The sequence below is a fragment of the uncultured Bradyrhizobium sp. genome (assembly GCF_936943645.1).
GTDB lineage: Bacteria > Pseudomonadota > Alphaproteobacteria > Rhizobiales > Xanthobacteraceae > Bradyrhizobium.
This window is the reverse complement of the sequence record NZ_CAKZJO010000084.1, coordinates 58,241-80,807: the sequence shown is the minus strand read 5'-3', so window position 1 is coordinate 80,807 and position 22,567 is coordinate 58,241. Positions and strand designations below refer to the sequence as shown.

At 65.5% G+C, this 22,567-nt stretch carries 23 protein-coding genes; 4 read left to right on the top strand and 19 right to left on the bottom strand.

What is annotated here, in order from left to right:
* Window positions 1–65: 65 nt before the first annotated feature.
* From Q0743_RS24455 to Q0743_RS24425, 7 genes are all read right to left on the bottom strand, one after another.
* Window positions 66–1,133, bottom strand: a complete 1,068-nt coding sequence (locus Q0743_RS24455; protein WP_298244044.1) for an alcohol dehydrogenase — start codon at window positions 1,131–1,133, stop codon at window positions 66–68.
* 75 nt (window positions 1,134–1,208) lie between these two features.
* Entirely contained in the window at window positions 1,209–2,180 is a 972-nt protein-coding gene (locus tag Q0743_RS24450) for an ABC transporter ATP-binding protein (RefSeq protein ID WP_298244043.1), read from the bottom strand.
* Window positions 2,177–3,166 (bottom strand): ABC transporter ATP-binding protein, encoded by a 990-nt coding sequence (locus tag Q0743_RS24445; RefSeq protein ID WP_298244042.1) that lies wholly within the window; start codon window positions 3,164–3,166, stop codon window positions 2,177–2,179. Before Q0743_RS24445 ends, Q0743_RS24450 begins: the two co-directional genes overlap by 4 nt.
* A complete protein-coding gene (locus Q0743_RS24440; protein WP_298244041.1) occupies window positions 3,163–4,035 on the bottom strand; it encodes an ABC transporter permease in 873 nt (290 codons plus the stop codon). The genes Q0743_RS24445 and Q0743_RS24440 overlap by 4 nt, the downstream gene beginning before the upstream one ends.
* On the bottom strand, window positions 4,022–4,972 hold the full coding sequence (locus Q0743_RS24435) for an ABC transporter permease (RefSeq protein ID WP_298244040.1): 951 nt from the start codon (window positions 4,970–4,972) through the stop codon (window positions 4,022–4,024). The genes Q0743_RS24440 and Q0743_RS24435 overlap by 14 nt, the downstream gene beginning before the upstream one ends.
* A gap of 7 nt (window positions 4,973–4,979) precedes the next feature.
* Window positions 4,980–6,524 (bottom strand): ABC transporter substrate-binding protein, encoded by a 1,545-nt coding sequence (locus Q0743_RS24430; RefSeq protein WP_298244039.1) that lies wholly within the window; start codon window positions 6,522–6,524, stop codon window positions 4,980–4,982.
* A 131-nt stretch (window positions 6,525–6,655) separates the two neighbouring features.
* Window positions 6,656–7,852, bottom strand: a complete 1,197-nt coding sequence (locus Q0743_RS24425; RefSeq protein ID WP_298244038.1) for a CoA transferase — start codon at window positions 7,850–7,852, stop codon at window positions 6,656–6,658.
* A gap of 191 nt (window positions 7,853–8,043) precedes the next feature.
* Here Q0743_RS24425 and glgA point away from each other — a divergent pair, with 191 nt between their 5' ends.
* Entirely contained in the window at window positions 8,044–9,459 is a 1,416-nt protein-coding gene (gene glgA / locus Q0743_RS24420) for a glycogen synthase GlgA (protein ID WP_298244037.1), read from the top strand.
* Window positions 9,460–9,836: 377 nt separating this feature from the next.
* Here the strand turns inward: glgA and Q0743_RS24415 are convergent, their stop codons facing one another.
* Complete coding sequence (locus tag Q0743_RS24415; RefSeq protein ID WP_298244036.1) at window positions 9,837–10,985, bottom strand: patatin-like phospholipase family protein; 1,149 nt, start codon at window positions 10,983–10,985, stop codon at window positions 9,837–9,839.
* A gap of 49 nt (window positions 10,986–11,034) precedes the next feature.
* Complete coding sequence (locus Q0743_RS24410; protein ID WP_298244035.1) at window positions 11,035–11,859, bottom strand: 3-hydroxybutyrate dehydrogenase; 825 nt, start codon at window positions 11,857–11,859, stop codon at window positions 11,035–11,037.
* 177 nt (window positions 11,860–12,036) lie between these two features.
* On the opposite strand from Q0743_RS24410, the gene Q0743_RS24405 reads away from it, so the two are divergent.
* Window positions 12,037–12,918 (top strand): LysR family transcriptional regulator, encoded by an 882-nt coding sequence (locus Q0743_RS24405; RefSeq protein ID WP_298244034.1) that lies wholly within the window; start codon window positions 12,037–12,039, stop codon window positions 12,916–12,918.
* Between the two features lie 185 nt (window positions 12,919–13,103).
* Here Q0743_RS24405 and Q0743_RS24400 read toward each other — a convergent pair whose 3' ends face one another.
* The 3 genes from Q0743_RS24400 to Q0743_RS24390 form a co-directional block, all read right to left on the bottom strand.
* Entirely contained in the window at window positions 13,104–13,820 is a 717-nt protein-coding gene (locus Q0743_RS24400) for a peroxiredoxin-like family protein (RefSeq protein WP_298244033.1), read from the bottom strand.
* Window positions 13,821–13,903: 83 nt separating this feature from the next.
* The gene (locus Q0743_RS24395) at window positions 13,904–14,188 is read right to left on the bottom strand and encodes a hypothetical protein (RefSeq protein WP_038946988.1); all 285 of its coding nucleotides are present in this window, start codon (window positions 14,186–14,188) and stop codon (window positions 13,904–13,906) included.
* A gap of 49 nt (window positions 14,189–14,237) precedes the next feature.
* Window positions 14,238–14,414, bottom strand: a complete 177-nt coding sequence (locus Q0743_RS24390; protein WP_298244032.1) for a hypothetical protein — start codon at window positions 14,412–14,414, stop codon at window positions 14,238–14,240.
* Window positions 14,415–14,426: 12 nt separating this feature from the next.
* Here Q0743_RS24390 and Q0743_RS24385 point away from each other — a divergent pair, with 12 nt between their 5' ends.
* Window positions 14,427–14,921 (top strand): cupin domain-containing protein, encoded by a 495-nt coding sequence (locus tag Q0743_RS24385; protein WP_298244031.1) that lies wholly within the window; start codon window positions 14,427–14,429, stop codon window positions 14,919–14,921.
* Window positions 14,922–15,108: 187 nt separating this feature from the next.
* Window positions 15,109–16,308, top strand: coding sequence for an MFS transporter (locus Q0743_RS24380; protein ID WP_298244030.1), 1,200 nt, complete (start codon window positions 15,109–15,111; stop codon window positions 16,306–16,308).
* Here Q0743_RS24380 and ccoS read toward each other — a convergent pair.
* The 7 genes from ccoS to ccoO form a co-directional block, all read right to left on the bottom strand.
* Window positions 16,305–16,472, bottom strand: coding sequence for a cbb3-type cytochrome oxidase assembly protein CcoS (ccoS, locus tag Q0743_RS24375; RefSeq protein ID WP_008550618.1), 168 nt, complete (start codon window positions 16,470–16,472; stop codon window positions 16,305–16,307). The genes Q0743_RS24380 and ccoS overlap by 4 nt on opposite strands.
* A complete protein-coding gene (locus tag Q0743_RS24370; RefSeq protein WP_298244029.1) occupies window positions 16,472–18,661 on the bottom strand; it encodes a cation-translocating P-type ATPase in 2,190 nt (729 codons plus the stop codon). Before Q0743_RS24370 ends, ccoS begins: the two co-directional genes overlap by 1 nt.
* 11 nt (window positions 18,662–18,672) lie before the next feature.
* Window positions 18,673–19,158, bottom strand: coding sequence for a FixH family protein (locus Q0743_RS24365; protein ID WP_298244028.1), 486 nt, complete (start codon window positions 19,156–19,158; stop codon window positions 18,673–18,675).
* Between the two features lie 15 nt (window positions 19,159–19,173).
* Complete coding sequence (gene ccoG / locus Q0743_RS24360; protein WP_298244027.1) at window positions 19,174–20,640, bottom strand: cytochrome c oxidase accessory protein CcoG; 1,467 nt, start codon at window positions 20,638–20,640, stop codon at window positions 19,174–19,176.
* A 121-nt stretch (window positions 20,641–20,761) separates the two neighbouring features.
* Window positions 20,762–21,637 carry a cytochrome-c oxidase, cbb3-type subunit III gene (ccoP, locus tag Q0743_RS24355; protein WP_298244026.1) on the bottom strand — a complete coding sequence of 292 codons (876 nt, stop codon included), beginning with the start codon at window positions 21,635–21,637 and terminating at the stop codon, window positions 20,762–20,764.
* 6 nt (window positions 21,638–21,643) lie between these two features.
* Window positions 21,644–21,808, bottom strand: a complete 165-nt coding sequence (locus Q0743_RS24350; RefSeq protein ID WP_212343476.1) for a cbb3-type cytochrome c oxidase subunit 3 — start codon at window positions 21,806–21,808, stop codon at window positions 21,644–21,646.
* A 13-nt stretch (window positions 21,809–21,821) separates the two neighbouring features.
* The gene (ccoO, locus tag Q0743_RS24345; protein WP_298244025.1) at window positions 21,822–22,556 is read right to left on the bottom strand and encodes a cytochrome-c oxidase, cbb3-type subunit II; all 735 of its coding nucleotides are present in this window, start codon (window positions 22,554–22,556) and stop codon (window positions 21,822–21,824) included.
* Window positions 22,557–22,567 lie beyond the last annotated feature (11 nt).

The following is a 22,567-nucleotide window of genomic DNA, read 5'->3' as shown; positions in this document are numbered from 1 at the left end:
GTTTCCGTGGCAAGGCGTGGATGGCCGGGTCAAGCCCGGCCATGACGAGAAACAAACGGTGGTTGCTACGGCGTCAGCACCGTGCGTCCCACCACCGCGCCCTGCTGCAATTGCACCAGCGCGTCATTGGCCTTGGCGAGCGGCGCCGTCGTCACCGGGATCGGCGGTACCTTTTTGGTCCGCACGAGGTCGAGCAGCTCCTGCGTCTCGCGCAGGTTTCCGACATAGCTGCCCTGGATCGTGATCGCCTTGATCGGAATCAGCGGCAGGGCCCAGGTCGCGCCGCCGCCGAACAGGCCGACGATGACGAGCTTGCCGCCCTTGGTGAGGCAGTCAAAACCGAGCTGCGTCGTCGCGGCATTGCCGACGAGGTCGATCACGGCGCGGATCGGCCCACCCGCCTTCTTGGCAAGCTGCTCGAGCGCATCCGGCGCCTTGGGATCGACGGTCGCGAGCGCGCCGGCCTTCTCTGCGGCCTCGCGCTTTCTGGCGTCGATGTCGACCATGATCGCGCCCTTGCCGCCCATCGCCCTCAACAGTGACAGCGCCATCAGGCCGAGCCCGCCGGCGCCGAACATCACGATCGGCGTATCAAAATGCTGCTCGACTTTCTTCAGCGCGCTGTAGGTGGTGACGCCCGAGCAGGCATAGGGCGCGGTGGTCGCGGGATCGAGCCCTTTCAGGTTGAGCAGATAGCGCGGATGCGGCACCAGCATGTGATCGGAATAGCCGCCGTCGCAATAGACGCCGAGCGAGCGCGGCGTCAGGCACATGTTCTCGTCACCGGCAAGGCACGTCGCGCACTTGCCGCAGCCGATCCAGGGATAGACCAGCCCGACATCGCCGAGCTTGAGGTCGCCCTGATCGGTCGGCTTCACGTCCGGTCCGAACGCCAGGACCTCGCCGACCGTCTCGTGGCCCATGGTCAGCGGCAGGTTGATGCCGCGATCCTTCAGCGACAGTGGCTTGCGGCCGTGGCCGAGATCATAGCCGCCTTCCCAGATGTGGAGATCGCTGTGGCAAACGCCGGCGGCCTTCACCCTGATCAGCACCTGCGTGCCCGTCGGCTGCGGCGTCGCCTCGTCGAACTCCTGCAGCGGCGCCTTGAAATCGGCTACCTTGAAACTCTTCATCGGCGTCCTCCCGCATGCTTCTTGTCGCCGCGCCACCATGCCATGGCCGGCAAGGCGAGACAAACCGGTCTTAGTTCAGGCCAGCGGATGATGGCAAGCCGCGAACTGGCCGGGTGCGACCTCGCGCAACTCCGGTATCTCCGCGCTGCATCGCTGATCGGCCCTTGGGCAGCGGGTGCGGAAGCGGCAGCCGGAGGGCGGCGCAATCGGCGATGGCGGCTCCCCGCCCGCCACACTCTCGGCGGGACGCACGTCCGGATCGGGCACCGGGATCGCCTGCAACAACAGCGCCGTATAGGGATGCGCAGGCCTCGCAAACAGCTCCTCCGAAGGACCGACCTCGCAGAGCCGGCCGAGATACATCACCGCGACACGGTCGCTGACCGCTTTGACCACTGCGAGGTCATGCGCGATGAACAGCAGCGTCAGCCCGAAGCGCGCCTTCATCTCCTCCAGCAGGTTGAGAATTTGCGCGCGGATGGAGACGTCGAGCGCCGAAACCGGCTCATCGCAGACGATGAACTCCGGATTGAGCACAAGCGATCGCGCGATGCAGATCCGCTGGCACTGCCCGCCGGAGAATTCGTGCGGCAGGCGGCCCGACACGAGATCGGGATCGAGCCCGACCGCCGAGAGCACCTCGTGGACCCTGCGCTTGCGCTCGGCGGCGTCCTTGACGCCGGCGATGATCAGCGGCTCGGCCACGATGTCGCCAATACGGCGTCGCGGGTTGAGCGAGGCGATCGGGTCCTGGAAGATGAGCTGCACGCGGCGGCGCATCTTGCGCAGCGCCTCGCCCTCCATCGCGGTCAGATCCTCGCCGTCGAACAGCACGCGGCCGGATTTGGCACGGCGCAGTTGCAGCACTGCGCGTCCCAGCGTCGACTTGCCGCAGCCGGATTCGCCGACCAACCCAAGCGTCTCTCCACGCGCGACCTGCAGGCTGACGCCGGAGACGGCATGAACCGTCTTGTTGCCGAGACCATATTCGACGACGAGATTATCGACATCCAGAAGCGGCTCGGCCCGCACGGCAAGCTGCATCATGCGTCAACTCCCGCCGCCATCTGGATCGGGTGAAAGCAGGCATAAAGATGTCCAGGCGTCTCCGCGCTCGTCAGCGCCGGCTTGGCCTCGTGACAGCGGCCTGCGGCATAGCGACAACGCGGCGCAAAGGAGCAGCCGCGCAGCGGCCGTGTCGGATCGGGCGGACGGCCGGAGATAGCCGGCAACGGCGTATGTGGCGCGGCATCCAGCTTCGGGATCGCTGCCAGCAGCGCCTCGGTGTAAGGCATATGCATGCGCTTGAACAACGCTGGCGTCGGCGCGCGCTCCACCACCCTGCCCGCATACATCACCGCGACCTCATCGGCACGGCCGGCGACGACGCCGAGATCGTGGGTGATGATGATCATCGCCATATGGCGGCGCCGCTGCTCGCGCGCCAGCAGATCGAGGATCTGCGCCTGGATGGTGACGTCGAGCGCCGTGGTCGGCTCGTCCGCGATCAGGAGCTTCGGCTCGCAGGACAGCGCGATCGCGATTGCGATGCGCTGGCGCATGCCGCCGGAACATTGATGCGGATATTGCGCGAGCCGCTGCTCCGGCGCGGGAATGCCGACGGCGGCAAGCAGCTCGATGCTGCGCGCCTTCGCGGCCGGGGCATCGAGCTCGAGATGCTCCTGGATCGTCTCCATCAGCTGCGTGCCGATGGTGAGCACCGGATTGAGCGAGGTCATGGGGTCCTGGAATACGACCGCAAGGTCTCGCCCGCGCAGGCGCCGCAGGCTTTCCGGCGCGAGCCGCGCCAGGTCCTGGCCGTCGAACATCACGCGTCCCGTGAGCTTCGCCTTCTTCGGCAGCAGCTGCAACACCGCCCGCGACAGCATGGTCTTGCCGCAGCCGGATTCGCCGACGATGCCGAGCGTGCGGCCCGCCTCAAGCGACAGATCGACGTGATCCACCGCGCGCAGGTTTCCGCGCGGCGTCGGCAGCTCGACCGCGACGTCTGCGATGGTCAGGAGCGTGCTCACAGCGCCCCCTGACGCGGGTCGGTCAATGCCCGCATGGTGTCGCCGACAAGGTTGAACGCCAGCACGGTGAGGAACAGCCCCGCCGCAGGCAGGAACGCCAGCCGCGGTGCGACATCGAGGCTGTCGCGCCCTTCGCCGATCATGCTGCCCCAACTCGCCATCGGCGGCGGCACGCCAAGGCCGAGGAAGGACAGCGCACCCTCGACCACGATGGTGACGGCGACGCCGAGCAGAAAGAAGGCCAGCAGCGGCAGGATCACGTTCGGCAACAGCTCGCGCACGAGGATGCGCGCATGGCTGGCACCGAGCGCCTCGGCCGCGATCACGAATTCCCGCCGTGCCAGCGTCAGCGTCGCCGCGCGTGCCACCCGCATGAAGGCGGGAATGCCGAGCACGCCGAGGATCACGGTGAGATTGGGGACGGACTGACCGAGATAGGCCGTCACCGCGAGCGCGAAGATCAACGGCGGAAAGGCGAGCAGCACGTCCATGCTGCCGACCACGAGCGTCTCGAACCGGCCCCGGAAATAGCCGGCAAGCAGGCCGAGCGCGCCGCCGATGGTCAGGCCGATCATCGGTGCGATCAGCCCGACCGTCAGCGAGGCCCGCGCACCGAAGATCAGGCGGGCGAGCTCGTCGCGGCCGAGCCCGTCGGTGCCGAGCCAGTGCTCGGTCGAGAACGCGGCTCGGCGCTCCAGCATGTCCATGTCGACCGGGTTCTGCAGCGGCAGCACCGGTGCGAGGATCGCGAGCGCCAGGATGATCACGAGCCAGCTGCTCGCGATCCAGAACAGCAGGCCGAGCTTTCGCTTGCGCCTGCCGAGTGCGGCCGTCACCTCGTCCTGCATCGCGAGCTCAAGCGTGGCCATGACGGATCCTGGGGTCGAGCACCGCGTAGAGCATGTCGACGATGAAGTTCACGATGACGAAGCCGCAGGCGACCAGCAGCACCACGCCCTGGAGGATGACGAGATCGCGGGTGTAGATCGCCCCGACCAGGAGCCTGCCGATGCCGGGCAGCGCGAAGATCGATTCCACGATCAGCGTGCCGCCCAGCAGACGGCCGATATTGATGCCGGTCACCGTCACCAGCGTCAGCGACGACGGCTTCAGCGCATGCACGAACAGGATGCGCGCGGGCTTGAGACCTTTTGCTTTCGCCAGCGCGATATAGTCTTCCTGCAAGGTCGCGATCATGTCGGACCGCAGCACCCGCATGATTCCAGGCCATTCGGCGAGAGCCAGCGTCAACGCCGGCAGCACGAAGAAGCGGAGATTGTCCAGTGGCTCCTCGGAAAATGGGACATAGCCGGTCGCCGGCAGCCAGTGCAGCTCGACGGCGAACAGATAGATCAGCAGGATCGCCACGAGAAAGGACGGCATCGACAGGATCGCAAATGCGCTGCCGGTCATGAAACGGTCGAACGCGCCGCCGGCGCGCGCCGCGCAGGCGATCGCGACGGGAACGCCGATCAAGAGGCCGATGAACTCCGCCATCAGCATCAATTGGAGCGAGACCGGAATGCGCTCGGCGACCGCCTGCAGCACCGTCTGCCCGGTGCGGAACGAGCGGCCGAGGTCGCCCTGCAGGACGTGGCCGAGCCAGCTCAGATAACGCCACCACAACGGCTGATCGAGCCCCATGTCGCGGCGCAGCGCCGCGACATTCTCAGGCGTTGCCTGATCGCCGAGGACGACGAGAGCGAGATCGCCCGGCAGCAGCGAGGCGATCAGAAAGGTCAGCAGCGAGACGGCGAGCAGCACCGGCAGCATGGCAAGCAGCCGCCGAACGACGAAGTTCAGCATCGCGCCATCATTCCAGCCAGGTCATCGAGACGTCGATGACGCTGTTGTAGATCTTCGGGAAGCCCTTCAGCTTGGCGCTCGACAGCGCGTAATAGGTGTTCTGGAAGGTCCAGAACCAGATCGCTTCCTTGTTGATCAGGCGGCTGATGGCGCAGTAATCCTCGGTGCGCTGGCCGAGGTCGGCCGTGACGCGCGCATGGTCGAGCAGCTTGTCGAGCTCGGGGTTTGAGTATCCGGCGAGCGCCAGCGGGCTGCCGCTGCGGAAGTTCGCATACATCTGCGGATCGGGATCGGCGAGATCGACGATGCGCCACGGCGTCATCTGGAATTGGCGGGTGAAGGCGCGCGAGGGAATGGTGGCCTGATCGACCTGCTCGATCTCCATGTTGGCGCCGGCGCGCTTCCAGAATTGCTGCAGCACCTGGCCGATCATGCGGCCTCGCGGCGTCGCCGTCACCAGCATCTTGAACTCGACCGGCTTGCCGTAGTCCTTGATCAGCGCCTTGGCCTTCTCGACGTCGAACGGGAGCGCGCCATCGTCCTTGCACTTGACCCAGGAGCCCTCGCCATAGGGATTGCTCGCGGGCCGGCTCAGGCCGTTGCTGATCGCCTGCGACATCTTGGGACGGTCGATCGCCATCACCAGCGCCTGGCGCACGCGGACGTCGTCGAACGGCGCGACCTTGGTGTTGAAGGCGTAGACCTGCGCGCCCGAGCCCTTGTAGGTGTGGACGGTGAGCTTGGAGTCCTTCTGCGCCTTCAAGATATTGTCGGCGTCGGCCTCGTCGTCCCAGATGATGTCGGCCTCGCCCGATTGCAGCGAGGCGAAGCGTGACTGCGCGTCGGGCAGCGGCTTCAGGACGATGCGGTCGAGGTAGGGGCGGCCCTTGTCCCAGTAGTTGGGATTCTTCTCCAGCACCATGCGGTCACCGGCGGTCCAGGATTTCAGGATATAGGGACCGGTGCCGACGGGATTGCGGTTATAGTCGTCGCCCTTGGTCTTCCAGGCCGTCGGCGAATGAATGACATTGTTCTGGCTCTGGATGGTGATTGTTGCCGGCAGGTTCACCGAGGGATCGGTCAGCTTGTAAACGACCGTGGTGTCGTCGGGCGCCTGCACCTCCTTGACGTTGGTGATGTAGAAGGCGCAGCGGCATTTGTTGGCGGGATCCTTCTGCCGGTCGAAATTCTCCTTGAAGGCCTGCGCATTGAAGGGCGTGCCGTCGTGGAATTTGACCCCCTCGCGCAGCTTGAAGGTCCAGGTCATGTAGTCGTCGGAATGGGTCCAGGACACCGCGAGTTTTGGCGCGGCCTCGCCCTTTTCATTCAACGTGGTGAGCGTGTCGAAGATGGCGGCGGCGGCGGTGAAGGTCGAGGTGTCGTAGACGCCGACCTTGAGCGGATCGAAGCCTGCAATCTCCAGCTCCTGGCCGACAGTGATGCTGCCGCCGGATTTCTGCGCCTGCGCGGGCTCAGACAATGGAAGGATGGCAAATGCCGCAACAAGGAAAATCGGCGCGTGCTTGCGCGCTGCAGCAGCAGACTTCGTCATGGTTCCTCCCGGGATCCCTCGTCCGATGTTTCGGATCGCTGAATGACTGGGAGCGAGATTGGCGACAAATGCGCGCGACGGCAAGGGGCACGCGCGACAGATCAAACGCGTGAGGTGCGGCGCAATGGTGCTCAGCGTGTCGCGGCTGTTTTGCCTGTCGGAATTGACGCATCATCGGCGAAGCCGATTTCGTCGCGCAGCGCATCGGTATGCTCGCCGAGCACGGCCATCGTCCTGGCCGGCTTGGTGTCGGCACCCGACATCCGGAATGGCAGGTTGAGCACCTGGAACGAGCCGCCCTCGTCCCGTACCTCGGACAGCGCCTGCCGGTGCGCGAGCTGTGGATCGGCCAGCGCCTCGGACACGGTGCGGTAGGCCGATGCGGGCACACCGGCCGCGCCGAGCGCAGCGAGACAGGCATCGGTCGTGAATTGCCGCGACCATGCTTCGACCCCGTGCATCACCTCGGCCCAATTGTCGCGGCGCGCGGCATAGGTCGCAAAGCGCGGGTCGGAGATCCATTCGGGGTGGCCGATCACGCCCATCAATGCCTGGAAGGTCTTCTCGCTGGCGACCGTGATCATGACGTAGCCATTGGCCGTCTCGGTCGGGCCGAACATCGGGCGCGGCGGCGGCTTCACCGCGAATTGCGCACTCTGCAATTCGGTCAGCGTCAATGACAGCATCGTTTCCAGCATCGAGACGTCGATGTGCTGGCCGAGCCCGGTCACGGTCCGCTGATAGAGCGCGGACGCGATCGCGCCGAAGCCATAGGTGCCGGTGACGACGTCGGCGTGATAGATGCCGCAATAATCGGGGCGGTTGCGGCCGGGCTGGTAGGCCAGATGCGCCATGTCGTAGCCGGAAGCGGCATGGATCACCGGCGCGTAGGCCGGCAGCTCGGCCGAAGGGCCGCTCTGGCCGTAGCCGGAGATCGAGCAATAGATCAGCCTCGGATTGACGGCGCGCAGCTTGTCATAGTCGAGCCGCAGGCGGTGCATCACACCGGGACGGAAGTTCTCGACCAGGATGTCGGCGGTGGCGGCCAGCCGGCGGACCGCCTCCCTGCCGTCCTCGGATTTGAGGTCGAGCACGAGGCTCTTCTTGCCGACATTGAGCTGGCCGAACGCTGTGCTGCAGCCGTTGCGCAGCGGTGGCCGGGTCCGCATCGTCTCCCCGCCGTCGGTCTCGATCTTGATGACCTCGGCGCCCATGTCGGCTAGCATCCGCGCGCAGTGCGGACCGGCGATGGTGGTTGAAAAATCCAGGACCCGCAGGCCTGCGAAGGCCTTTGTCGTCGTCCCCTCATGCTTATCTGCTAGCTGCATGCGTGCCGTGTCCCCGGGCCTTTGGAACTATGGAAGTTCTCTCTTGTTGGTGCGGCGACCCTAGAGGGCGGCGGCTGAGTAGGAAAGTGTTTACCGAACAGACGCGCCGCGTGGGCGGGCTTTAAACATTCCTGGGCAACTGGACCCGTTCTTGCATAGCAGCAAGCGGGATCGGAAGAGGGCAGCTGTTCTTGAGGGTCTTGTTCGTCACCACGGAGATGGACGATTTCGTCCGCGTCGGCGGACTCGGCGCCGTGTCCGCCGCGCTCCCGCGAGCCCTCCGCCCCTTTGCCGATATCCGGATCATGCTGCCCGGCTATCGCGACATCATCGAGCAACTCACGCATATTCAGATCGTTGGCCGCTGTCCGGCCTTCGCGGAAATGCCCGCCTGCTCGCTCGGCCGGGCCGCGACCAAGGACGGAATGCCCGTCTACGTGCTGCTTTGCTCACAACTCTACGACCGGCCCGGCAATCCCTATGGCGACGAGTCCGGGCGCGACTGGCCGGACAATGACATCCGCTTCGCGCGCTTTGCCTCGGCAGCCGCTGAGCTGGCCATGGGCAAGCTGGACAAGAATTGGGCAGCAGACCTGATCCATGCCAATGACTGGCAGGCTTCGCTGGTGCCGGCCTATCTCGCCTGGCGCGGCGCCAAGCTGCCGTCGATCCTGACCATTCACAACCTCGCCTATCAGGGTCTCTTCCCGAAGGACGCGCTGCGGCGGATCGGCGCACCGGAGAGCTCCTTCCACATCGACGGCATCGAATTCTACGACCAGCTCTCCTTCCTCAAGGCAGGACTCGTCTACGCCTCGCACCTCACCACGGTCAGCGGCACCTATGCGCGCGAGATCACCACGCCCGAGTACGGCTGCGGCCTGGAGGGCCTGCTCCAGCTGCGCTCCGATGCCGCCGAGCTCACCGGCATCCTCAACGGCATCGACGAGAGCTGGGACCCGCGTTCCTGCGCCCAGCTCGCCCAGCAATTCGGCGCCGGCGACTGGATCGGCAAGAAGGCCAATGCGGATTACGTCCGCAAGCAGTTTGGCCTGGCGGTCTCGCGCGGCCCGATGTTCGGCATCGTCGCCCGCCTCGTGCACCAGAAGGGGATTGACCTCGTGCTGTCGGCAGCCGACGAGATCGTCGATGCCGGCGGGCAGATCGTCGTCACAGGCTCCGGCGAACCGGCGCTCGAGCAGGCCTTGATCGACGCGCATCGCCGCCGCCCCGATGCCATCGGCGTCGTGATCGGCTTCAACGAGGCGCAAGCTCGCCGCATCTTTGCCGGCAGCGATTTCACCCTGATGCCCTCGCGCTTCGAGCCGTGCGGGCTCAGCCAGATGTACGCCCAGCGCTTCGGCTCGCTGCCGATCGGGCACCAGACCGGCGGCCTTGCCGAAACCATCACCGACGGCGAGACCGGATTCCTGTTCTCGAAACCCTCGCGCGATTCCTTCCTCGGCGGCGTCCGCCGGGCCTTCTCGGCTTTCATGGCGCAGGACCAGCTCGACACCATGCGCCGCAGCGCCATGGGCCGGTCGTTCTCCTGGAGCATCTCGGCCGGCAGCTACAACGCGCTGTATCGGAAGCTGGCCTCGGTGTGAGGCCGAAGTTCTTCCGCATACTCCGTCATTGCGAGCGCATCCCTCTCCACGCGTCATTGCGACGAAGCAATCCAGAATCTTTCCGCGGAAGGACTCTGGATTGCGTCGCTGCGCTCGCAATGACGAGGCGGAGAAAGCCGCGCGGCCCACTCCGCTCTCGTGCCCCGGACGCAGCGCAGCGCGTCGCCTTTGCGAAATGGTGCGCTGCTGAGCCGGGGCCCATGTCTCGACTGCGTTTGTGGTTTCTGGGTCCCGGCTCTGCGCTGCAACGCTCGCGCGTTGCAGCTTGTCCGGGACACGCCGGGAGCGCTCAGCGACGCCTGCGGATCGCCGACGATCCGCAAGGCCTGTGGCAATTCGATGATGAGAGAGCAGCTCTATTCCGCCGCCATCGGCATCTCGTCCGTATGCTCGTGCAGCACCACGCCGGCGAGTGGATCGAATTCGCCGATCCAAGGCTTGCGCGTCAGGACCGACCGCGTGTGAGCGTAACCAGCGTGCCAGCGCCGCGTGATCCCCGACGGACTGAAGTCGATATCCTTGGTGTGGGTCTCAAGCTCGAGCTGCGGCGCCAGTAGCCGCACCACATGCATGCGGGTCGGACAACCGTAGCTCGTCAATTCCCTCACCGCGGGATCGTTACGCTCGGTCTCCGGAAGCCGTGCCGCGAGCTGATTGATGACATGGCGCAGGCGGTGAGCCTGCTGCTGGCGTGCGATCTGGCTCGAAATGCGACTGGAATACTGCACGTCCTTGTGGCGGTTCAGCACCTCCGCCATCGTCGTCGGCTCGGCGCCGACGGGATTCCACAAATGCACGGAAAAGATCAGCGAATCCCGCCGTGGATTGTCGTCGAACACCGCCTCGGTCGGCGTGTTCGACAGGATGCCGCCATCCCAATAAAGTTCCCCGTCGATGCGCACCGCCGGGAAGGCCGGCGGCAGCGCGCCCGACGCCAGCACATGCTTCACCGTTATCTCGCCGTCACGGCTGTCGAAATAGCGCATGACACTGGTGCCGACATGAGCCGCACCAACCGTCAGGCGCGGCGCGCAACGATTGGCAAGATCGAAATCGACCAGTTCGCTCAGCGTCTTCTCCAGCGGAGCGGTCGAATAATAGCCTGCGTTGTCCGCACCGAGCGGATAGGAATCGCCGGCATGCGCCAGCGGGTTGGGCCGGAAGAAACCGGGAATGCCGTGGGTGACGGTCGACCAATAGGCCAGCTTCTCATTGAAACCGGGAAACGCGGCGCGCCAGTCCCAGACCGGCTTCTGCTCCATCCGCTTCCAGAATTCCCTCAGGCGCTCCAGTCGATGCTCCCGCGCGTTGCCGGCAATCAGGCTCGCATTGATGGCACCGATCGAGGTGCCGATGACCCAATCCGGCTCGATCCCGACCTCGTGCAAGGCCTGATAGACGCCGGCCTGATAGGAGCCAAGCGCGCCGCCGCCCTGGAGCACGAGAACGATCTGACCCGGCAGGTCGTGACCCTTGCCCGATGTGGTGTCGTGTGTGCCGTTCATGTCACGCTCCTGCATTGATCGAATACTGGACTTGTTGCGCCGGCTCATGTCAATGCGCGGTCCAGCCGCCGTCGACCGGAAGCGCGATGCCGGTGATCGAAGCCGCCGCATCCGTCGCCAGGAACACCGCGAGCGCACCGAGTTCCTCGACCGCGGCAAAGCGCTTGTTCGGCTGTTGCGCCAGCAGCACATCGCGAATGACCTGCTCGCGGGAGATGCCGTGCGCCTTGGCCTGTCCGTCGATCTGCGCTTCGACCAGAGGTGTATAGACGTAGCCGGGACAGACCGCGTTGCAGGTGATGCCCTCCTCCGCGGTCTCCAGCGCCGTGACCTTGGTCAGGCCGACGATGCCGTGCTTGGCAGCGACGTAGGCGGCCTTGAACGGCGAGCCGACCAGGCCGTGCGCTGACGCAATGTTGATGATCCGGCCAAAGCCGTTCTGGCGCATCGCCGGCAGCGCGAGCCGCGTCGTGTGGAAGGCCGAGGTCAGGTTGATCGCGAGGATCTGGTCCCATTTCTCGACCGGAAATTGCTCGAGCGGCGCAACATGCTGAATGCCGGCGTTGTTGACGAGGATGTCGAGCCGGCCGGATTCGGCGATGGTCGCCGCGATCATCTCGGCGATCGACTTTGGCCTCGTCATGTCCGCCGGCGAATAGCTCGCCTTGACGCCGAACTCGGCGGCGATCTGCTCGCGTGCCTTGCCGATCTCAGCGGCGACGCCAAGCCCGTTCAGCACCACGTCGGCGCCGGCCGCCGCCAGTGCACGCGCGATGCCGAGCCCGATGCCGCTGGTCGAACCCGTGACCAGGGCCACCTTGCCGGCCAGTGTACGTGCCGGCTGAGAGGTCTGCGGCTTCAGCGGTATGTTCATGACCCGATCTCCATTGACGATGACTGGGCTCCCAGCCTTCGCAAAAACCTGGAGGACCGGCCGCCCGAACGGAAATACCGGCTGGCTTCCGAATCCATAGGCGCGCGCTATTGCGGCTGGGATGTCATTCGCCGGTTCGATCCGATAGGATCGCCCTATCTTGCCGGGAGCCGATTCATGGAAATGCACCAGGTCCGCTATTTCCTCGCGGTCGCGCAGTTGCTCAATTTCACGCGCGCAGCGGAGGAGTGCAATGTCACGCAGCCGTCGCTGACGCGCGCGATCAAGCAGCTCGAAGCCGAGCTCGGCGGCGACCTGTTTCGCCGCGAGCGGCCGGCGGCGCAACTGACCGAGCTCGGCCAGCGCATGCATCCGCTGCTGAAGCAGTGCTATGACGCCGCCGCCGGCGCGCGTTCGCTCGCCTCCTCGTTCAAAAGCGGAGAGGTCGGCGCGCTCCGGATCGCGCTGACGCATTCGATCGATCTGGCATTGCTGATCCCCCACCTCAACGAGATCAGGCGGCAGTTCAACCGGCTCGAGCTGCGCTTCCTGCGCGGAACGGCCCGCGAGGTCGGCGACTTCCTCAAGAAGGGAGAGGCCGAGCTCGGCATCGCCGCCGAGATCGACGAGGCCTGGGACCGGCTCGACGTCTGGCCGCTGTTCACCGAGAGCTTCGAGCTCGTCGTTGGCGAGGGACACCGGCTGGCCGGCCGCAGCAGCATCGAGCTGGAGGATCTGCGCTCCGAGCAATTGCTGAGCCGGACCTTCTGCGAGCATGCGCGCCGCATCTCCGCGAGCCTGCACGAGCACGGCATAGAGCATGGTCACGAGATTTCGAGCGAGCGCGACCTGATCGAGCTGGTCGACGCCGAGATCGGCGTTGCCATGGTGCCGCACACCTCGCCTTTGCCGGACACGCTGACGCGCGCCACCGTCGCAGGACTCGATGCCCGCCGCACCGTCAGCCTTTACGGCGTGGCCGGCCGCCAGCGAACGGCCGTCGCCAACACCGTCATGCGCATGCTGCGCGGCGCCGACTGGCGCGAGATCGCGGGGTAATATCGCGAATGACCGCCGGCGCTCTTCCTTCTCCCCTTGTGGGAGAAGGTGGCGCGAAGCGCCGGATGAGGGGTTCTTTCCAATTGCACAACCGCTCGTGAGGATGAAGACCCCTCACCCGTCTCGCCGCTTTGCGGCGAGCCACTCTCTCCCACAAGGGGAGAGGGAAAGAAAAAATAGGCGCCTCAGTTCTGGCGGCTCGCGCCCTCCAGCGCTTCGATCAGATCATCGATCTCCATCCGCTTGCGGAAATCGGGGTCGACAAAGCGCGCTTTTACGATGCCGTCGCGACCGACCACGAACACGGCGGGGATCGGCAGCATCCAGCCGTCGTTGCCATGGAATTTCGCCATCTCCTGGTAGGACAGCAGGCTCTGGATCTCGGCGCCGAGCCAGATCGCCAGATTAAGCGACAGCGCATAGCCGTTGTCGAGATCGGTCAGGATCGGGAACGGCGCGCCGGATTCGGCCTTGAGCCGTCCAGTGTATTCCTGCGTCTCCGGCATCACCGCGACGACCTGCGCCCCGATCGCCTTGATGCGGTCGAGTGCCTGGACCACGGCGCGGACATTGAGCCGGCAATACGGACACCAATGGCCGCGGAAGAACATCACGGCGAGCGGACCGCGCTCCAGCAGCGACGGCAGAGCGACGAGACGCCCGGCTTCGTCCGGCAGCATGAAGGGCGGCATCGTATCGCCCGGCCGCGGCGCGGACTCGCCGCCGCCGTTCTCGCCCAATCTCGCCACCAGGCGGTCGACGGCCTCGCCATAGGCCGGAAAGACCGCACGGCTGGCGTCGGCATAGGCGCGGAGCTGTTCGTTCAGCGTGCCGTCCATGTCGCGGCAGCGCTGGAAGGCAAGCCTGAGCTGTTCGGCATCGGCTGGCGAGAGAGATGTCATCTTCTGCTCCGGCATTCTCTTCGGCGAATATTAGTTTCCCGGTTCGGCCGCCCGCAAGGGGCGGCCGCGATGCCAGGCCCCGTTCAGTTCACGTAGAAATTGCCGGTCGGATCCAGCCGTCCCGAGGTGGAATACAGCGATCCGTTGCTCATGAAGAAGACGGTGTTGTCGGGCACCTTCTTGGCGTTCTTCATCATTGCCTCGTGGTTCTTCTCGGCCGGGGCCATGGCCATCGCCGACATCTTGCCGGGACCACCATAGACATAGGCCATGCCGGCCTTGAAGTCCCAGGCGGCCTCCGAGAAGGCGGAGGTGGCGATGACCGCAAAAGCGGCGGTGGCGATCAGGGTCTTGGACAATTTCGGCATGGGGGTGCTCCTCCGGATTGACGTGAACGCCCGCCAATCGGGCGCCCTGTCATCGGACGCCGAATGTCGCGAAAGCGGAAATGCCGTTGCCCAATCGGATCGATAGCCACCGCGCATCGAGATAGCGCACCGCTATCGCATCGAGAGCGAGCCGGCATTTCAGGATCGACGCGATCTCGATGAAGCTCCCGTCATAGCCGGCAACCAGCGGGGTTGCGGCCAACACAGGAGATCTTCCATGTCCACGAGCCATTCCAAGAGCCAAGTCTTGTCGCGTCTGATCTGGCCCGGCCTTGCCGTCGCCGGCGCGCTGATGTTGTCGGCGCATCCGGTCGTTGCCGGCGAATGTCCAGCCAGCAAGATCAAGCCGAACGCCCAGCAGATGGTCGACTACAAGCCTGTCGGCGTCACCGACGTCACGCTCGGTGCGATCGACCTCGGCAAGCAGCCGGCCCATATCGAGGGACGCGAGCTGCGCTTCCGCAAACTGACCATCGAGCCCGGCGGCATCGTGCCCTGGCACAGCCACGACGACCGTCCCGCGCTGATCTTCGTGCAGCAGGGCGAGATCGTCGAATACGCCTCCAACTGCGTCGACCCGATCGTGCACAAGGCCGGCGATATCCGTCCCGAGGTCTCCGGCACCTCGCATTGGTGGAAGAACCTCGGCAAGGAGACCGTCATTCTCTACGTCGGCGACGTCCGCAAGGATCCCAACGATCACCACATGTAGTCGCTGCGGCTATCCTTCGAGACGCCCGCTTTGAGCGGGCTCCTCAGGATGAGGACGGAGTGCGCGGCGACAGCCCCAGGGGGCACGATGTCGCTTAGCCTCATCCTGAGGAGACCGCGAAGCGGTCGTCTCGAAGGACGAGACGCGCGCACCCGCAATGACATCAGGCACAAGGGGGCGCAACGCCATGACCAACCTTTCCACGCCGCTCGGGCCGGCGATGACGATGGAGACGCATTCGCCGGGTTTGGCGTTGCGCTCGCTCGTGATCGGCCTGACGGCATTCCTGACCGTCGTCGATCTCTTCGCGACGCAGGCGATCCTGCCCGCGCTGACGCGGCACTACGGCGTCACGCCGGCGGCGATGGGCTTTGCCGTCAACGCCAGCACCTTCGGCATGGCCACAGCCAGCCTCGTCGTCGGCTTCTTCAGCCCGCACATCGACCGGCGGACCGGCATTCTGCTCAGCCTGGCGCTGCTGGCGGTCCCCACCAGCCTCCTGGCCGCGGCGCCGAATCTGGCCGTCTTCACCGCCTTGCGGATCACGCAGGGCCTGTGCATGGCGGCCGCTTTCGCGCTCACCCTCGCCTATCTCGGCGAGCAATGCAGCGCGATGGACACTGGCGGTGCCTTTGCCGCCTACATCACCGGCAATGTCGCGAGCAATCTCGTGGGACGGCTGATCTCGGCCGCAATCGCCGACGGACTGGGCCTCGCCTGGAATTTCTATCTGTTCGCAGCCCTCAACCTCGTCGGCGCAGTGCTGGTCTATTTCACGATCCGACGCGTGCAGCCGATGCATGCGACGATGCTGGCGGCTTCGCCGCTCGCCGCCACACTCGCACATTGGCGCAATCCGCGCCTGTGCGCGGCCTTCGGCATCGGCTTCTGCATCCTCTGCGCCTTCATCGGCACGTTCACCTTCGTCAATTTCGTGCTGGTGCGGCCGCCGCTGGCGCTCGGCATGATGGATCTCGGCCTCGTCTATTTTGTCTTCCTGCCATCGGTCGTCACGACCCTTCTGGCCGGCAGGGTGGCAGCAATGCTCGGAACGCGTCCGACGATCTGGGGCGCGCTCGCAATGGCCGGGCTCGGCCTGCCCTTGTTGCTGATGCCGCATCTGAGCGAAGTCCTCGCCGGCATGGTTCTGGTCGGCGTCGGCACGTTCTTCGCGCAGGCCGCCGCGACAGGCTTCGTCGGACAGGCGGCTGCCGACAACCGCGGCATCGCCAGCGGGAGCTATCTTGCGTGCTATTTCTTGGGCGGGCTGGTCGGGACGGCCGTACTCGGGCGCCTGTTCGACGCGTACGGCTGGCATGCCTGCGTGTTCGGCGTCGGCCTGGCCCTCTCCGCCGCGGCCTTGCTCACCTTCGCTCTGAAACGCTAGCGCTTGGCTGGAGCTTCCTGCGGCGGCTCGTCGTCGGCGATGGCGCGCCAGGCGGCACCGTCGAGATCGTCGTACTGGCCGCTTCTGAGCGACCACAGGAAGGCGACGAGACCGGCGCCGCCAAGCATCAAGGCCAACGGCACCAGGATGACCAGAATCTCCATCACACGATCTCCCGCGAGGAAGTGCGCGCGCGCAGCGAATTCAGCATGACCAGGATCGAGGATCCGCTCATGGCGGCCGCCGCAATCAGCGGCGTCACGACGCCACTGATTGCAACCGGCACCGCGAGCACATTGTAGCCGATGGCGAGCCAAAGGTTTTGCCGCATCAGATGCAGCGCCTTGCGCGAAGCGTCGATGGCGGCAACTACCGGCGCCAATGGACGTCCGAGGAAGACGAGGTCGGCGGTGGCCTGGCTGAGATGCGCGGCCGAAATCGGCGACATCGAGACATGGGCTGCCGCCAGCGACGGCGCGTCGTTCATGCCGTCGCCGACCATCAGCACCTTGGCGCCGCGCTGCTTCAATTGCTCGATCCGCGCGATCTTGTCGGCCGGCGTGACGCCGGCGCGCCATTCCGGAATTTCAAGCGCCTTGGCCGCCGCCTTCACGGCCGGCTCGCGGTCGCCCGAGAGAATCTCGATGCCGACGTTGCGCGCCTTCAGCGCCGCAATCACGGCCTGTGCATCCGGCCGCAGGCCCTGGCGGACCGAAAGGACGAACCGGTCGCTGCCCCTGCTGAACGCGACGATGGAGGCTTCGGGATCGACGATAGTGCTGCCGATCAGCGCCTCCGCACCGCAGAAGGACGGGCGGCCAAGACGGAGCTCGACGCCGTCCACGGTCGCACGGACGCCCTGCCCGGCCTCTTCGATCGCACCGACAACCGGCGATTTGGCGCCGGCAGCCTGCGCCACCGCGGCCGCAACCGGATGATGGCTCGACAGTGCGAGCCGGCCGGCCAGCTCGAAGATGTCAGCGGGAATGCTGGCGGCGTTCATCACCTCGAGATCGGGCAGCGTCAGCGTGCCGGTCTTGTCGAAGATGACATGATCCGCCTCGGCCAACCGCTCGATTGCGTCGCCGGAATTCAGCAGCACGCCGGACTTGAACATCGCGCCGGAGGCGATGGTCTGCACGGTCGGAATGGCAAGGCCCAGCGCGCAGGGACAGGTGATGATCAACACCGCGACGCCCGTGACGATCGCATCGTGCCAGGCCGCGCCGGCGATGACCCAGCCCAGGATGGTCAGCAGCGCGGTCGCATGCACCACCGGCGCATAGAGGCGCGAGGCACGGTCGGCGAGGCGCATATAGCGCGAGCGCGCCTGGAGCGCGTTGTCGAGCAGCCGCGTGATCTCGGCGAGCAGCGTCGCCTCGGACGCGGCCGAAACGCGCACCCGCAGCGTGCCGGAGATGTTCATGGAGCCCGCATAAACCGCCGTGCCCTGCTCGGCCGTGACGTAGAGCGTCTCGCCGGTGATCAGGCTCTGGTCGATCTCCGAACGCCCCTCGATCACAGTGCCGTCGACGGCGCAGCGCTCGCCGGGCCTGAGCAGCACGATGTCGCCGGGATTGATCGCAGCCACCGGCACCTGCGAGATCTCGTCAGGACCGACGAACTTGGCCGCCGTCTCCGCCTTGAGCGCGGCGAGATTGCCGGCGACGGCGCGGGTCCGCCGCCGCATGTTCTGGTCGAGGAAGCGACCGACAAGCAGGAAGGTCAGCAGCATGATCGCCGCGTCGAAATAGGCATGCTCGGCGTGGTGGAATGTCTCGACCACGGACATGCCGAGCGCGAGAATTACGCCGATCGAGATCGGCACGTCCATGTTGGTCGTCTTCGCCGACAGCGCGCGCCAGGCCGAACGGAAGAACGGCTGGCCGGCATAGGCCGCCGCCGGCAGCGCGATCAGCGCCGAGAGCCAGTGGAAGAAGTCGCGCTGCTCGGGCAGCATGTCGGAGACGTTGCCCGACCACACCGGGATCGACAGCATCATCACGTTCATGGTGGCGAACGCGGCGACACCGAGGCAGCGCAGCAGGAAGCGCGATTCGGCGACCTCCGCCACTTCGGCACTTTCGGTTTCGAACGGATAGGCCTTGTAGCCGAGCTCTTCGAGCCTGTCGATGAAGCGGCCGGGGTCGAGCGTACCTGCCTTCCACTCCAGCGCGACGCGGCGGTCGGTCAGGTTCACGCGCGCCAGCGTGACGTCGGGAATGGCGGACAGGCCGCGTTCGATCTTGGCCATGCAGCCGGCGCAGTGAACGCCTTCGACCGCGAGATCGATGTGCTGGACGCCCTCGCCCGCCTCGCGAACATAATGAGAGAAATCGCGCGTGACCTGCATGACAAAATCCTTCAGTTCAGGATCACGCGGTTGCGCGACATGAAAACCCGCGTCCCTCGCGCCTCGCCCTCGATCACCAGGTCCCACTGGCCCGGCGCGACGGATGCGGCATCGCCCCGATAGAGGCCGATTCCGGCCTCGTTGAGCTCGACGGCGAGATCGGCGCGCTTGTCGGTCGGCCGCTCCAGGTGCCCGCTGAATTTCAGCCCGGAGATCGGCTGGCCGCCGGCATCGCGCGCTTCGACCTGGACCACCGCGCCGCCGTCGTTGCGGCGCTCGATATGGGCGGTGACCTTCCATTTGCGCGCGGCCTGGTCATGCGCCGCGGAGATCTCGCGATCGTAGGTCAGGCCCGCCGCATAGGGACTGTCGACGTCGGTGCCGGGCAGCGTCGCGATCGCGAGCTTCATCATCGTGACGTTGACGCCGATCACGAGGCCGAAGAAGGCGAGCAGCATCAGGAAGACCTTGGTTCCGGTCAGCGGCTTGGATGACATGACGGTCTCCTGAACTTACGGCGCGACGAAATTGTCGGTGGCGCTCGCGGCGACGCCCAGCCCGATGTCCATGACGTGGAAGCGGACCGGAATCGACTTCTCCGGATTGTTTTCGGCTGGCGCGGTGACCAGCAGCCGCAGCTCGCTGGTGGAGTCGCGCGGGATCACGATGATCGGCCTATCAGGCGTCACCGAGTCGGCGCCGACGACGTGCATCGTCGGATTGACCGGCCCCTCCACGTCGATGGCGATGGCACGGTCGTAGCCGCTCTTGTTCAGCAGCCGAACCGTGTAGGCGTTGCGGATCGAGCCGTCGCTGAGCTTGACCGCGACGGGGTTGCGGTCATGCAGCACGTTGACGTCGAGCAGGCTGCGGGTCGCGAGCATGTAGACCATGAAGCCACCGATCGCGGCGATGATCGCGCTGTAGACGATGGTGCGGGGACGGACGATCCGGTAGATCGGCGCCTTGCCTTCCTGGCGGCGGTGGATGTTGATGTCGTTGTCGTAGCCGATCAGCCGCTTCGGCCGGCCGATCTTGGCCATGACGTTGTCGCAAGCGTCGATGCAGAGGCCGCACTGGATGCATTCCATCTGCGGTCCGTTGCGGATGTCGATCCCGGTCGGGCAGACCGCGACGCATTGGTAGCAATCGACGCAGTCGCCGACCTGCTGGCCGAGCGCGCGCAGCTCGGCGGCCTTCTTGACCGAGGTACGCTTCTCGCCGCGGTCGTAGCGATAGGTGACGTTGAGCGCCCATTCGTCGGTGAGCGCGGCCTGGATGCGCGGCCACGGGCACATATAGGTGCAGACCTGCTCGCGCATGTAGCCGGCGAGCACATAGGTCGTCGCGGTGAGGATGCCGATCCAGATATAGGCGATCATCGGCCCCTGGAAGGTGACGAGCTCCTTCACCAGGGTCGGCGCGTCGTTGAAGTAGAGCACCCAGGCGCCGCCGGTCCACCAGGCGATCATGAGCCAGATCGAATGCTTGAGCACGATCTCGGAGATCCGCTCGAGCTTCAGCGGATCGGACGATTTGTCCTTCTTCATCCGCTCGCGGCGGTCACCCTCGATCAGGCGCTCGACGGCATAGAACACGTCGGTCCACACCGTCTGCGGACAGAGATAGCCGCACCAGATGCGGCCGCCGACCGAGTTCATCAGGAACAGCGCCACCGCGGCCACGATCAACAGGCCGGTGAAATAGTAGACCTCCTGCGGCCACAGCTCGATGAAGAAGAAGTAGAAGCGGCTGTTGGGAAGATCGATCAGCACCGCCTGGCTGGGCGCGCCGAGGCCGCGGTTCCAGCGCACGAACGGCAGGAAGTAGTAGACGCCGAGACAGACCGCCATCAGGCCCCATTTGATCCGGCGGAACGTGCCAGAGACGCTCTGGGGGTAGACTTTCTTGCGGGCCGCATAGAGCGGGCCGACGTCGTCCGCGGGCTTCAGTTCGTTCGGGTTGACGGTCTTGTTCATCGCCTGGAACTTCTAAAAGAGGTGCGATTAAACCTAGACCCGACATCGCCGCGTCAGTTGATCCAGCTCAAACGGGGGCACTTTTGTTCACCCCCGTCCGAACCTTTGAGCCGCAGCTCCCTTATTTTCCACCGCCCAGCGAGTGGACGTAGACCGCCATCGCCTTGATGGTGGCGGGGTCGAGCCGCCCTTCCCAGGCCGGCATCACGCCGGCGCGGCCCTGGCTGATGGTCTCGATCAGGGTCGCTTCGTCCGAGCCGTAGAGCCAGATCTTGTCGGTCAGGTTCGGGGCGCCCATTTCCTGGTTGCCCTTGCCGCCGTCGCCGTGGCAGGCAACGCAATTCTCGGCAAAGATCTTCTCGCCCTTGGCGGCGTCGAAGCCGTTGCGGGTCGACAGGCCCGACAGCGATCGCACGTAGTTGGCGACCGTGACGATCTCGTCCGGCTTCAGCACGCCGTCCTTGCCGAAGGCGAGCATCTGGCCTTCATGGGTCTTGGCGTGACCGGAACGCGCGCCGAACTGGATGGTCTGCATGATCTGGTCGAGCGTGCCGCCCCACAGCCAGTCGTCGTCGTTCAGGTTCGGATACCCTTTGGCGCCGGCGCCGCCGGAGCCGTGGCAGGGCGCGCAATTGTCGCCGAACACGGTCTTGCCCTTGGCGCGGGCAAGCGCCAGCAAGGCCGGGTCCTTCTCGATGTCGGCGAGCGAGGCAGTCCCCAGCGCCGCCATCTTGTCGCCGCGGATCTTCTCGAGATTGGCAAGCTCGACCGCGACGTCGGCGCGCGAGGAATAGCCGAACATGCCCGTGGTGTTGCTGGAGATCAGCGGCCAGGCCGGATAGACGACCCAGTAGCCGATCGCCCAGACGATGGTGAGGTAGAAGGTGATCACCCACCAGCGCGGCAGCGGCGTGTTGAGCTCCTTGATGCCATCCCACTCGTGGCCGGTGGTGGACTTGCCGGAGACGGAATCGATGTCGCTAGAATGGTCGGTCATGGTTCTCTACTCCTCCCGCAACGGCAGGTGCGCTGCTTCGTCGAACGCAGCCTTGTTACGGGGCCAAAATGCGTAGGCGATGATCGCGAGAAAGATCGCGACGAACACCGGCGTCCAGATCGTGGTCACGAGACTGGATGCGAGATTGTCGAGTGTCAGGATGGCTTTCATCGTTGATGCCTTCTCAGCGAAGATTGGCTTTCTCGTTGTAGATCTTGAAGTCGACCAGCGTGCCGAGCATCTGCAGATACGCGATCAGCGCGTCCATCTCGGTCGGCGTCCCGGTCTTGCCGTCGAAATTGCGCACGACGGCCTTGGCGTAGCGCTTGTTGAAGGCGTCGGTGCCGGCATTCTCCGGATCGGCCTGGGCCTTCAGATCGGCGCTGGCGCTGGCGATCTGGTCGTCCGTGTAGGGCACACCGACGGTCCGCAGCGTGCGCATGTGGTCGGCTATCGCGTCGGGATCGACCTCGTTCTGGCTGAGGAACGGATAGCCGGGCATCACCGACTGCGGCACGATTGCGCGCGGGTTGGTCAGATGGGTCACGTGCCAGTCGTCGGAGTACTTGGCGCCGACGCGGGCGAGATCAGGACCGGTGCGCTTGGAGCCCCACTGGAACGGGTGGTCGAACATGCTCTCGGCGGCGAGCGAGAAGTGGCCGTAGCGCTCGACCTCGTCGCGCAGGGGCCGGATCATCTGCGAGTGGCAGAGATAGCAGCCTTCGCGGACGTAGACGTTGCGTCCGGCGAGTTCCAGCGGCGTGTAGGGCCTGACCCCGTCGACCTTCTCGATCGTGCTCTTGAGGTAGAACAGCGGGGTGATCTCGACGAGACCGCCGATCGCGATCACCAGCAGGATGCCGACGACCAGGATGATCGAGTTCTTTTCGAAGACTTGGTGGCGTGTCCAGAACGACATTGCTTTTGCTC

Excerpts from the sequence above, each read along its gene's own strand:
- Q0743_RS24410 (WP_298244035.1), bottom strand. The coding sequence starts at position 11,859 with ATGAACATACCGCTGAAGCCGCAGACCTCTCAGCCGGCACGTACACTG.
- Q0743_RS24455 (WP_298244044.1), bottom strand. The coding sequence starts at position 1,133 with ATGAAGAGTTTCAAGGTAGCCGATTTCAAGGCGCCGCTGCAGGAGTTC.
- Q0743_RS24385 (WP_298244031.1), top strand. The coding sequence starts at position 14,427 with ATGTCCACGAGCCATTCCAAGAGCCAAGTCTTGTCGCGTCTGATCTGG.
- ccoP (WP_298244026.1), bottom strand. The coding sequence starts at position 21,637 with ATGACCGACCATTCTAGCGACATCGATTCCGTCTCCGGCAAGTCCACC.
- Q0743_RS24370 (WP_298244029.1), bottom strand. The coding sequence starts at position 18,661 with ATGCAGGTCACGCGCGATTTCTCTCATTATGTTCGCGAGGCGGGCGAG.
- Q0743_RS24440 (WP_298244041.1), bottom strand. The coding sequence starts at position 4,035 with ATGGCCACGCTTGAGCTCGCGATGCAGGACGAGGTGACGGCCGCACTC.
- Q0743_RS24365 (WP_298244028.1), bottom strand. The coding sequence starts at position 19,158 with ATGTCATCCAAGCCGCTGACCGGAACCAAGGTCTTCCTGATGCTGCTC.
- Q0743_RS24350 (WP_212343476.1), bottom strand. The coding sequence starts at position 21,808 with ATGAAAGCCATCCTGACACTCGACAATCTCGCATCCAGTCTCGTGACC.
- Q0743_RS24425 (WP_298244038.1), bottom strand. The coding sequence starts at position 7,852 with ATGCAGCTAGCAGATAAGCATGAGGGGACGACGACAAAGGCCTTCGCA.
- Q0743_RS24400 (WP_298244033.1), bottom strand. The coding sequence starts at position 13,820 with ATGACATCTCTCTCGCCAGCCGATGCCGAACAGCTCAGGCTTGCCTTC.
- ccoO (WP_298244025.1), bottom strand. The coding sequence starts at position 22,556 with ATGTCGTTCTGGACACGCCACCAAGTCTTCGAAAAGAACTCGATCATC.
- ccoS (WP_008550618.1), bottom strand. The coding sequence starts at position 16,472 with ATGGAGATTCTGGTCATCCTGGTGCCGTTGGCCTTGATGCTTGGCGGC.
- Q0743_RS24380 (WP_298244030.1), top strand. The coding sequence starts at position 15,109 with ATGACCAACCTTTCCACGCCGCTCGGGCCGGCGATGACGATGGAGACG.
- Q0743_RS24415 (WP_298244036.1), bottom strand. The coding sequence starts at position 10,985 with ATGAACGGCACACACGACACCACATCGGGCAAGGGTCACGACCTGCCG.
- Q0743_RS24405 (WP_298244034.1), top strand. The coding sequence starts at position 12,037 with ATGGAAATGCACCAGGTCCGCTATTTCCTCGCGGTCGCGCAGTTGCTC.
- ccoG (WP_298244027.1), bottom strand. The coding sequence starts at position 20,640 with ATGAACAAGACCGTCAACCCGAACGAACTGAAGCCCGCGGACGACGTC.
- Q0743_RS24450 (WP_298244043.1), bottom strand. The coding sequence starts at position 2,180 with ATGATGCAGCTTGCCGTGCGGGCCGAGCCGCTTCTGGATGTCGATAAT.
- Q0743_RS24395 (WP_038946988.1), bottom strand. The coding sequence starts at position 14,188 with ATGCCGAAATTGTCCAAGACCCTGATCGCCACCGCCGCTTTTGCGGTC.
- Q0743_RS24430 (WP_298244039.1), bottom strand. The coding sequence starts at position 6,524 with ATGACGAAGTCTGCTGCTGCAGCGCGCAAGCACGCGCCGATTTTCCTT.
- Q0743_RS24435 (WP_298244040.1), bottom strand. The coding sequence starts at position 4,972 with ATGCTGAACTTCGTCGTTCGGCGGCTGCTTGCCATGCTGCCGGTGCTG.